A 6,770-nucleotide genomic window follows, 5' to 3' on the forward strand; every position below is an offset into this window, starting at 1 on the left:
CTATGGAAATTCCGATGACACAAGGTATTGTCACGCCTCTGACTCAGGCGCTTGCAGAAGGCAAGCTGACCCGTGACGAGTTGAAATCCTTTATGAGGCGATCCGACGGGCCGGCGCTGCGCAAGCTCTGTCTTTGGGTCCTGGCGCTGGTCGTAACAACCACGCTGGTTACTCTGGCTTGGGACAGCTGGCTGATCTGGCCGGCGATGTTGTTGCAGGGAATTCTGCTGGTGCATCATTTCTCGTTGCAGCATGAATGTGTGCATTACACGGTGTTCCGAACCCGAAAGCTGAACGATGTCGTTGGGCAGATTTGCGGTGCCATCATCATGCTGCCGCATCGGTTTTTCCGCTATGAGCACTGCGACCACCACACCTATACTCAATTGACCGGCAAGGACCCCGAGCAGATCCCGATGCCGAAAACCTATGGAGAATATCTGCTGTACCTATCGGCGCTGCCCTATTGGAAAACCAAGTTCACCGAGGTCGCGCGCCACGCCTCGGGGCGGCTGTCCGAAACGGAAAAGCGCTTTATCCCGAAGGAAGAACATGCTGCCGTTTATCGCGACGCGCGCATGATGCTGGGCGCCTATGCGCTGGTCTTTACCGGCATGGCGGTCACCGGCTGGTGGGGGCTGGTCTGGTACTGGATCATTCCGCTGCTTCTGGGCGAGCCGGTGATGCGCTTCGTGCGCATGACCGAGCATGTGGGCCGTCCCGCCGTGGCGCAGATGAGTGACAACACCCGGACCAATCTGGTCTCGGCGCCATGGCGGTTCCTGTGCTGGAACATGAACTATCATGCCGAGCATCACTATGTCGCCTCGGTGCCCTATCACGCGCTGCCGCGCCTGCATGAAAAGCTGCGCGATCACATCCATGTGGAGCCGCGCGGCTATCTGGGGGCGCATCTGGATATCCTGAAGCAGATCCGCGAGGCCCGGGCATGAGCGATAAGCCCTGGCAGGATGCGATCCCTGTTGCCGATCTGGAATCGGGCTGGGTGACGCGGGTGACGGTAGGCCGGCGCCCGGTTGCGGTTTATGACACGCCAAGCGGGCTTTATGCGTCGCTGGCATTGTGCAACCACGGCGGCGCCGACCTGTGCGACGGCTATTTCGATGGCCATGTCATCGAATGTCCTCTGCATCAGGGAGCGTTCGACGTACGCGACGGCAAGCCGGTGGCAGCACCTGCAACCAAGCCGATGCGGGTGCTGGAGTTGCGTGTCAGGGACGATATGGTTCAGGTGCGGTTCTGATACACCCGTCGCGCATCAGCGCTCGTTTTTACCGGCGCGCTTTTCCAGTCGGCTAAACAGCCGTGATAGCGAAAAGCAGATCACGAAATAGAAGCAGGCGGTGGTGATCCACGCCTCGAAGATCATCCGCGTCGAGGCCACAAGCTCGACGGTCTTATAGGTCAGTTCCTGTACCGAGATCAGCGAGATGATCGAACTGTCCTTGATCAGCGAAATGAACTGGTTGGCCAACGGCGGCGTCACTTTCTTCAGCGCCTGCGGCATGACCACATAGCGCATTTGCTGGAACCGGCTCATGCCAATCGAGCGGGCGGCCTCCCATTGACCCTTGGGGATCGACTGGATGCCGGCGCGGACGATTTCGCCGACGAAGGCGCTTTCAAAGAGCGCCAGCACGATCACTCCGGAGATCATCGACGGGAAGCGGCGCATCTCGCCAAAGAAAAATTCCCAAACACCGTTGTCGTCCTGCCGCGCGATCCCGCGTGCCCAGCGTTCGAGGTTGAGCGCGTCGATAAATTGTTGCGACAGGAAGAAATAGAAGATGAAGACCACCACCACGGGTGGGATATTGCGCAGCAATTCCAGATAGGTGCGCGCCAGCATTCGGATGGTCAGGTTGGCCGAACAGCGCGCGACACCCAGCACCGTCCCGAGGATTAGCGCCAGGATCGAGGCATAGATCGAGATGCGGATCGTGGCGATAACGCCTTGCAACAGGAGATTTGCGAAATATTCCTCGCGCCCGGAATGCCAGCCCACGATATAGCCAGGGATCAGGTTCCAGCGCCATTTATAGTTCAGCGTGCCTTCTATCGTGAGCCAGACATAGGCAAAGAACCCGAACAGAACGAGCGCGATGACATAATCGGGCCATTTGAGTTTCCGAAAGAACCGGCTCACCTTGACCTCGCTCCTGCAGGTGTCTGACGAGGGCGGTCGCGCTGCCCCCGTGTTTCAAGTGAGGGTTATTGCGCCACCTGGTCGGCCCAATCCTCGGTCGCGAACCAGTAATCGTGACGCTCTTTCAGCCAGCCGGACCGCCATTGCTGCGCGATCCAGTTGTTGAAATAGTTCAACGCATCCGGGTCGCCACGGCGCACGGCAAAGCCTTCGCCGGTCGGGTTGAACAGGGTGTCGAATGGCACGGAGAGGACATCCGGATTGCGCCCCGCCTCGCGGTTCGGGGTAGGCTGCGACGACATGGTGGCATGTGCGTTTCCGTTCAGCACCTCCTGGGTCGCGGCACCGTCCTCGTCAAACAGCAGAAGCTGCGCTTCGGGAAAGCGCTCGGCGATGACCACGGCTGGTGTGGCGCCACGGCGGGCGGCGAAAATGATCTCGGGCGAGTTCAGATCCTCAAGAGACATGCCTTCGGTCATATTTGTGTTGGTCAGAATGCCCAGGCCGGTAAAGGCATAGGGATCGGTAAAATTGACCGTCAGGTTGCGCTGCGCGGTCCAGGACATACCCGAGATGATCACGTCGAAATTGCCACCCAACAGCGCCGGAATGATGCCGTCCCAGGCGGTGGGTACGAACTCGACCTCGACGCCCATATCCTCGGCCAGCTTGCGGCCCACATCCAGCTCGAACCCGATCAGATCGCCGTTCACATCGCGCATCGACCAGGGCACGAACAGCGACAGCCCGATGCGGATGACACCCTCTTCCTGGATTTGGGTGATCACGCTTTCCGATGTCAGCGTCTGGGCCGCAGTCTGAGCCGCAGCGGGCAGGGCGAGGCCCGCCGCCAATGTCGCGCCAAGCGCGGCACCGAGCATTCTGCGAGTGATACTGGTCATGTCTTGTCTCCTTGTTGGGTCGAAAGGCCTCGATGTTGTTTTTATTGGTCGACGGTGTATCTGCGTTCCAGATACGAAACGCCCACGGACAGGATCAGCGTGACGGCCATGTAGATTGCGGCCACGGTGAACCAGATCTCGAAGCTCATGAATGTTTCCGAAATGATATTGCGCCCGATGGTGGTCAGTTCGACCACGGCGATCACGCTGACGATGGCTGAACTCTTGATGAGATGCACGGCTTCGCCTGTCATCGGTGGCAGCATGAAACGGATGGATTGGGGCAAGACGATATAGCGGTAGGTCTGCGCGGTGGACATGCCAACGGATTTCGCGGCCTCCCACTGGCCCTTGGGCACTGCGTTGATGCCGGCCCGGAAAATTTCTGAGATCAGGGCCGAGTGAAACACTGCAAGCGTCAGGATCGAGGCCCAGTAACGGTTCATGTGAAAAATCGGGCCGAGCACGTAATAGAAGAGATACAGCAGCACCAGCAGCGGGATATTGCGGACCAGTTCCAGAAATCCGATGGCAACGGGTGTGCCGATGGCCAGGCCCGACAGGCGAAGCAGCGCGATCAGCAACCCAAGGACCAGTGCCAGTGCAAAGGCAGTCACCGACAGTTGAACCGTGGCGGCGAGTCCCTGAAGCAATTCTCCAGGCTGAAACCCGTCATCGGTCAGGCTGTACAAATATTGCGGAACCCGATGCCACTGCCAGTTATACCCCATGTTCTGCGCCCCGATATAGGCGCCGTAGATGATCAGGCCCATGATGATCAGATACATTATCACCGAGGCCGGGACCGAACCCAGAATCCGGCGCAGCGCCGGCCTTTGCGGCAGAGGCTTGCCTTGCAGGCCCGAAAGATCGGGTCCAGCCATGATCAATGCTCCAGGATCTGGTCCAGGAACATGCGGCAGCGTTCACTGGAGGGATTGGTGAAGAACTGTTCAGGCGGAGAGATCTCGACGATCTCGCCGGCTTCCATGAATACCATCGTATCGGCTACCTTGCGGGCAAACCCCATCTCGTGGGTGACAACGACCATGGTCATCCCCGAGCGTGCGAGTTCGACCATCACATCGAGAACCTCGTTTATCATTTCGGGATCAAGCGCCGAGGTCGGTTCGTCAAACAGCAGGACTCGGCTTTCCATGCAAAGCGAGCGCGCGATGGCGACCCTTTGTTGCTGACCGCCCGAAAGCTGTGACGGGTATTTGTCTGCCTGATCGGGAATATGGACCCGCTCAAGATAATTACGCGCCGTCTCTTCCGCCTGTTTGGCCGATTGCTTGCGCACTTTCATCGGCCCGATTGTCAGGTTCTCAAGCACTGTGAGATGCGGAAACAGGTTGAACTGCTGGAACACCATCCCGACTTCCTGCCGCAGACGACCCATCTCTTTGGCACCTTCATGCACCTCGGTCCCGTCGACGACCAGAGTGCCGGAATTGTGCCATTCGAGACCATTGAAACAGCGGATCAGCGTCGATTTCCCCGATCCCGAGGGACCACAGATCACCATTTTCTCGCCTTGATGGACGGTCAGGTTGATATCCTTGAGCGCGTGAAAGTCGCCATAGAACTTGTCGAGATTCGTGACCTCGATAATGGTGGCAGGCTGGCTCATCGCACGGGTCCGGAACTGGCGCAGGCAAGGTGTGGAGGGGAGCCGATTTGCCTGGGGCTTGTCAAGAGCGGTCGCGCGACGCGAGGCCGATATGCCATGTTTGCTCCCTCAAGAAGTGTTGCGTATTGTTGAATATGGTTGCGTAAGATGCAATTATTCGTCAATGAAAAAGATGTGACGGTCGCGTATTCCCGCACTGGAACCGGCCCCGCCGAGAAAACCCGAAGGAGCGATCATGTCTGCATGGATCCGCATGCTGTCAGATGACGAGGCGAATGAGGTGCTGAAGGCGGCACTGGACCGTGCCCGCACCCCTCATGGCACGGTTGACAATGTCATGCGCGTACATTCTCTGCGGCCCAGTACCATGGATGGCCACGTCACCCTGTATCGTGCCTGTCTGCACGACAGCGCGAACACGGTTCCGATGTGGTTTCAGGAGGTGATCAGCTCCTATGTCTCGACGCTGAACACCTGTTCCTATTCCTATGCCAATCACTGGGCCAACGCCCGCCATCTGATCGGCGAAACGGCACGCGCCGATGCGGTCGAGGCCGCGATACAGGCGCGGCAGCCCGAGGAGGCGTTTGACGGTGCCGAATTGGCGGCCCTGCACTATGCCGAGAAGCTGACGCTGCATCCGGGCAAGATCACCGCCGCCGATGTCGAGGCGCTGCGCATCGCGGGCTGGGACGATGGCGAGATACTCGAAATCAACCAGATCGTTGGCTATTTCAACTATGCCAACCGGTTGCTCAACGGTCTTGGCGTGACCACCGACGGCGACGTGGTGGGTTATTACGCGAAAGACTGACCCCGGTGACACGCCCCGTCGAACAGCCCGGCAAACGCATTGACAAGGCCATCGGTGCCTCGCTCAAGGACCTGAGGGTTCAGCGGGGCCATTCCGCCCGCTCGCTTGCGGCACAATCCGGGGTTTCCGCCGCGATGGTCAGCCGAATCGAGAACGGGTTGGTCTCGCCCTCCATCGGAACGCTCGCCGCGCTGGCCGACGCGCTTGAAGTGCCGATCATATCGCTATTTCGCGAAGCGCGAACGGATCACACCGATTTTACGCTCGTGCGCCATGGCGAGGGATTGAAATCGACACGGATCACCGACCAGCACCGGCACGAATATATCAACCTCGCCATGCATGCGCGCAAGGATTTGCGATTTCAGGCAAGGCAGGTGACATTGCTGCGGGATAGCGGGAAACCACCGACCTATGTGGGCCATGGGGTGGTTTTCATACGAGTGATGGAGGGGGAGGCCATCTATCGCTATGGCCAGCAGGAAATGACCCTGGGCGCAGGTGACAGCATCAGTGTCGATGCCGAGCTGAATCACGGTTTCATCGAGATTCTGACTCCGGAATTCGTGTTCCTCACCGTACAGGCAGAGCACCCATGAGGGGGCAGCGTGGCACGCCCGATTGACGCGGACCTGACGAAAGGATCGATGGCCGGCCATTTCCGCATGCTGGCCATTCCCTGGGCGCTGGAGATGCTGTTCAATACGCTCTACAACATCGCCGACATGTATTTCGCAGGGCTGCTCGGCACCAGGGGCCAGGCCGGAATCCCGCTCGGCTATTAGGCCTTCTATATGTCGATATCGGTGGGGGTTCGTGAGCAAATGGAGGAGCAGTGCGCCGCCAGATGAGCTGAACCATATGTAACCGGTTTCGTCCAAGATGACCAAGTCGACCTTTTGCCAGAATCTAGTCATTCTTCCGACTTTGCCGAGCGCTTTTCTTGCTCCGGCGCATTAACCAGTTCCGAAGTCGAGAAGAAGCGGACCTTGCGCCTGTGATGCTCAATCGGCTGAACACCGATTGTTGTGGCATGACCTGCCCCCCCCCTGAAATCCCTCACCGTAATGTAGAGTCTGCGTCAACTCTGAAGTAGCAGACATATGCGAAAGAACCGTTTCACCGAGGCGCAGATAATCGGGATGATCAAAGAGCAGGGTTCAAGCGTTTAGCGATTGATCCAGTGGATCAATCGTAGCGCAGAACGGCATGCCGACGGCTGAGGTATGCCTCAGGCACGGTCTGAGCACCGCG

9 protein-coding genes and 1 pseudogene are annotated in these 6,770 nt (G+C 58.6%); 5 read left to right on the forward strand and 5 right to left on the reverse strand.

Annotated elements, in window-relative coordinates:
- The first annotated feature begins 14 nt into the window (after nucleotides 1-14).
- Together AB9K34_RS05450 and AB9K34_RS05455 are read left to right on the forward strand one after the other, a co-directional pair.
- Entirely contained in the window at nucleotides 15-953 is a 939-nt protein-coding gene (locus tag AB9K34_RS05450) for a fatty acid desaturase family protein (RefSeq protein ID WP_369953422.1), read from the forward strand.
- Complete coding sequence (locus tag AB9K34_RS05455) at nucleotides 950-1,264, forward strand: non-heme iron oxygenase ferredoxin subunit (protein WP_369953423.1); 315 nt, start codon at nucleotides 950-952, stop codon at nucleotides 1,262-1,264. The genes AB9K34_RS05450 and AB9K34_RS05455 overlap by 4 nt, the downstream gene beginning before the upstream one ends.
- Before the next feature lie 15 nt (nucleotides 1,265-1,279).
- Here AB9K34_RS05455 and AB9K34_RS05460 read toward each other — a convergent pair whose 3' ends face one another.
- The 4 genes from AB9K34_RS05460 to AB9K34_RS05475 form a co-directional block, all read right to left on the reverse strand.
- The gene (locus tag AB9K34_RS05460) at nucleotides 1,280-2,167 is read right to left on the reverse strand and encodes an amino acid ABC transporter permease (RefSeq protein WP_369953424.1); all 888 of its coding nucleotides are present in this window, start codon (nucleotides 2,165-2,167) and stop codon (nucleotides 1,280-1,282) included.
- Nucleotides 2,168-2,232: 65 nt separating this feature from the next.
- Nucleotides 2,233-3,069 (reverse strand): transporter substrate-binding domain-containing protein, encoded by an 837-nt coding sequence (locus AB9K34_RS05465; RefSeq protein WP_369953425.1) that lies wholly within the window; start codon nucleotides 3,067-3,069, stop codon nucleotides 2,233-2,235.
- Nucleotides 3,070-3,110: 41 nt separating this feature from the next.
- Nucleotides 3,111-3,953 (reverse strand): amino acid ABC transporter permease, encoded by an 843-nt coding sequence (locus AB9K34_RS05470; protein ID WP_369953426.1) that lies wholly within the window; start codon nucleotides 3,951-3,953, stop codon nucleotides 3,111-3,113.
- 2 nt (nucleotides 3,954-3,955) lie between these two features.
- A complete protein-coding gene (locus AB9K34_RS05475) occupies nucleotides 3,956-4,702 on the reverse strand; it encodes an amino acid ABC transporter ATP-binding protein (RefSeq protein WP_369953427.1) in 747 nt (248 codons plus the stop codon).
- A 235-nt stretch (nucleotides 4,703-4,937) separates the two neighbouring features.
- Between AB9K34_RS05475 and AB9K34_RS05480 the strand changes: the two genes are divergently transcribed.
- The 3 genes from AB9K34_RS05480 to AB9K34_RS05490 are packed head-to-tail and all read left to right on the forward strand — an operon-like array spanning nucleotide 4,938 to nucleotide 6,301.
- A complete protein-coding gene (locus AB9K34_RS05480) occupies nucleotides 4,938-5,516 on the forward strand; it encodes a carboxymuconolactone decarboxylase family protein (RefSeq protein WP_369953428.1) in 579 nt (192 codons plus the stop codon).
- Nucleotides 5,517-5,521: 5 nt separating this feature from the next.
- Nucleotides 5,522-6,115: a helix-turn-helix domain-containing protein gene (locus tag AB9K34_RS05485; RefSeq protein WP_369953429.1), complete on the forward strand. Its 594-nt coding sequence runs from the start codon at nucleotides 5,522-5,524 to the stop codon at nucleotides 6,113-6,115.
- A gap of 9 nt (nucleotides 6,116-6,124) precedes the next feature.
- Nucleotides 6,125-6,301 carry a hypothetical protein gene (locus AB9K34_RS05490; protein ID WP_369953430.1) on the forward strand — a complete coding sequence of 59 codons (177 nt, stop codon included), beginning with the start codon at nucleotides 6,125-6,127 and terminating at the stop codon, nucleotides 6,299-6,301.
- Between the two features lie 30 nt (nucleotides 6,302-6,331).
- Here AB9K34_RS05490 and AB9K34_RS05495 read toward each other — a convergent pair.
- Nucleotides 6,332-6,546 (reverse strand): annotated as a pseudogene (locus AB9K34_RS05495) (ATP-binding protein); the annotation flags it as partial.
- Between the last annotated feature and the right edge of the window lie 224 nt (nucleotides 6,547-6,770).

This window comes from Sedimentitalea sp. XS_ASV28 (assembly GCF_041224545.1).
Classification (GTDB): Bacteria; Pseudomonadota; Alphaproteobacteria; order Rhodobacterales; family Rhodobacteraceae; genus Sedimentitalea.

Excerpts from the sequence above, each read along its gene's own strand:
- AB9K34_RS05475 (WP_369953427.1), bottom strand. The coding sequence starts at position 4,702 with ATGAGCCAGCCTGCCACCATTATCGAGGTCACGAATCTCGACAAGTTC.
- AB9K34_RS05480 (WP_369953428.1), top strand. The coding sequence starts at position 4,938 with ATGTCTGCATGGATCCGCATGCTGTCAGATGACGAGGCGAATGAGGTG.
- AB9K34_RS05470 (WP_369953426.1), bottom strand. The coding sequence starts at position 3,953 with ATGGCTGGACCCGATCTTTCGGGCCTGCAAGGCAAGCCTCTGCCGCAA.
- AB9K34_RS05455 (WP_369953423.1), top strand. The coding sequence starts at position 950 with ATGAGCGATAAGCCCTGGCAGGATGCGATCCCTGTTGCCGATCTGGAA.
- AB9K34_RS05465 (WP_369953425.1), bottom strand. The coding sequence starts at position 3,069 with ATGACCAGTATCACTCGCAGAATGCTCGGTGCCGCGCTTGGCGCGACA.
- AB9K34_RS05450 (WP_369953422.1), top strand. The coding sequence starts at position 15 with ATGACACAAGGTATTGTCACGCCTCTGACTCAGGCGCTTGCAGAAGGC.